This is a genomic window from Faecalibacterium sp. AF10-46 (assembly GCF_003604105.1).
Classification (GTDB): Bacteria; Bacillota; Clostridia; order Oscillospirales; family Ruminococcaceae; genus Faecalibacterium; species Faecalibacterium taiwanense.
Window position 1 is genome coordinate 1 of the sequence record NZ_QVGY01000028.1, and the last position, 2,518, is coordinate 2,518.

Annotated in this window: 2 protein-coding genes and 1 pseudogene; all 3 read right to left on the reverse strand. The window is 54.3% G+C overall.

The features are described 5' to 3' along the window. Window positions 1–166: 166 nt before the first annotated feature. The gene (locus DWV57_RS14185; RefSeq protein WP_120021122.1) at window positions 167–1,564 is read right to left on the reverse strand and encodes a site-specific integrase; all 1,398 of its coding nucleotides are present in this window, start codon (window positions 1,562–1,564) and stop codon (window positions 167–169) included. Window positions 1,565–1,576: 12 nt separating this feature from the next. Continuing rightward, entirely contained in the window at window positions 1,577–1,891 is a 315-nt protein-coding gene (locus DWV57_RS14190; protein WP_120021123.1) for a helix-turn-helix domain-containing protein, read from the reverse strand. A 78-nt stretch (window positions 1,892–1,969) separates the two neighbouring features. Then, window positions 1,970–2,518 (reverse strand): annotated as a pseudogene (locus DWV57_RS14195) (hypothetical protein); the annotation flags it as partial.

Below are 2,518 nucleotides of genomic sequence, written 5' to 3' on the forward strand. Positions count from 1 at the left end.
AGGTGCACCAGATATTGAACGTCAAATCGTAAGATTTGGCGTTCTTTCTTTATGTAAGAAAGCGGCTGCACACTTTCTGCACACCGTTTGCACATTTGCCCGAATCAGGGGCTTTTCTGCGCAAGGTTTGCACAGCCTGCTTTCCTTTGCATAAAAAGAAGAAATTTTAGGCGAACAAGGCTCTCGTCAATTCTCTGCGTTCGTCTGCATCCATCAGCCGGATGGCTTCAAGGATCTCCTTACCGGAGATTTTTGTTGCCGCCGGCTTTTCGTTTTGCCGGGGCTGGGGTGCTGCCGGGGTCAGGTCTTGGGAATAGAAGTTGGCTTCGATCTTCTCGGTCAGCTCCAGCCGAGGCTTGTCCTGCGTGTGGGCATAGGTGTCCATTAAGACGGCAGCAGTTGCATGACCGGTGTTGCCCTGCACCGATTTGAAGTCACCATCCGACTGCAAGAGCTGGTAGGTGGCACTGGAATGCCGCAGACCATGGAATACGATCTGCTCGAACTCCGGGTGCGCTGACCGCCATTGCCGATACCACTTGGTCAGCAGTTCTGGCGCAATGGGCAAGCCGTCCGGGAGCCGGAACAGTTGCCCGCAGTTGCTGTACTTTTCCGGGGCGTTCTGCTCGTCCTGCTTCAGCTTTTCCAACCATGCCAGAAGTTCTTCCTTCAAGGGCTTCGTCATATACAGGACGCGGTTGGACTTCTTGGTCTTGGGCTTTTTCAGGATGAGAGAGGATTTGCTTCCCTCACGCCTGTCCGGGAAGGTGTGATACATCTGATTGGGGTCGAGCTTTTCCAGAGCGTCCTTGTTGGCTCGCTGCATGGTTTTGCTGACCGAGATGGTACCACGACCATCGGCGGCATCAAAATCCAAATCACTCGGCTGTAAGCCGAGAATTTCGCCCTCACGGAGCGAAAGGATCATGCTCATGTGCACCGCCAGATGCAGGGCAGGGTTCTCGATGGTCTGCAAGGCTGCCAGCATGGTTTTCTCGTCCCAGATGATGCGTTCCTCGACGTTGACCTTGGGGGCATCACGGGGCAGGGGAATCTTGTGGATCAAGTCCCATTCCACCGCATAGGAAAATGCGGTCTTGAGCAGCGTGTGGACTTCGTGGATGGAGGTGCTGGACAGCAGCCGCTTTTTCTGCTTCTCGGAAAGCTTCTGCTTTACGCCGTGCACATACTGCCCGCAGGGGGTCTTGGCAAGGGTTGCATAGAACTTCTCAATGTCGTAGGTTCGCAGCTCCTGCACCTTGCGATTGCCGATATAGGGCACAATAAGGTTCTGCACCATCGCTACCGACTGCGTGTAGGTCTTGGGGGACCACTTGTGTTTGGTGGACTGGATCGGGATCCACTTGTACAGCATTTCCTCTACCGTCATGGTATCGGGGACGAGGAATGTGCCGTCCAGCAATTCCTTTTCGACCGTGATCTTTCGCTCCTGCGCCTCCTTCCTAGTCTTGAAACTTTCCCATCCCTCGCAGGGTTTGCCGGAATGGTCTTTGTACTTGTAACGGACGGAGTAGGAATCTCCGCGCTTCATAATAGATGCCATAGATTACCTCCCTCAGACCGCTGCAAACCAGTTGTCGAAGCTCTGCTTGTTCACCCGGATGCTGGTGCCGATGCGTAGTACCCGGAAATCCTTCGTGGTGTTGCACAGGTTGTACGCCGCACGGGGAGAAATCGCCAAAAGCTGGGCAATCTCCTCTACCCGGTAAACAAGGGGTTCGTGCTTGGATGCTTTGGTCTGGTCAGAAGATTCTGTGGCAGGGGATTTGGACGCTTTCATTGTAACCGGGTTCGAGTCCTTTTGCAAGGACTTATTCGTATAATCTTTAGATTTCACATCTTCGGTCATGTCAGGCCGATTCATATTCATAGGCAGACCTCCGTTTCCTTGTAACCGGGTGCCGGGGCAGAAAGTGCCAGCTTTCTGCCCCAAACGTTCCCGATGAGTTCAGATTTCCGAGTGCCCCTCCTGTTTGCGGGGTTGCGCCGTTGGTTTGTTTTGCCCCTGTTCTGCCTGTAAGCGGTTCAGCAGTTGCAGAACGGAATCTCGTGCTTTCTCCTTGACCTGCTCCTTACCTTTCTGACGGACTTCCGGCTTCAGGAGCTTCTCCTGCAGACGTGCGGTGGTGGTCTGCATGGTCTTGAGAAACTTGTCCAGCACGGTGTCCAACCGATGGGCGGCGTATTCTCTCGTGGTCTGCGGAGCCTTACGTTCCGGGGACAGCACCCACTTCTTCGTGTCCTCGATCATCCGCATATCTTCCTTGCGAGTCTCGGTGCGCACTACGTCCGTCACTACCTCCACCGCCTTGTCGTAGGCTGCAGCCGAAACATCCTCCAGCAGGGTCTCCATGTCCGAAACTTTCAGGGTCAACTCGTCCAGCTTGCTCTGCTGGGCGGCAAGCTGCTCCTTCTGTTTGGCAAGGATGAAGTCCTGCTTTTCCAAATACTTGCGGTTGCCATACTCCGCTTCTTCCTCCAATTCCAGACCATGCCG

Coding starts and splice junctions, on each gene's coding strand:
- DWV57_RS14190 (WP_120021123.1), bottom strand. CDS start 1,891: ATGAATATGAATCGGCCTGACATGACCGAAGATGTGAAATCTAAAGAT.
- DWV57_RS14185 (WP_120021122.1), bottom strand. CDS start 1,564: ATGGCATCTATTATGAAGCGCGGAGATTCCTACTCCGTCCGTTACAAG.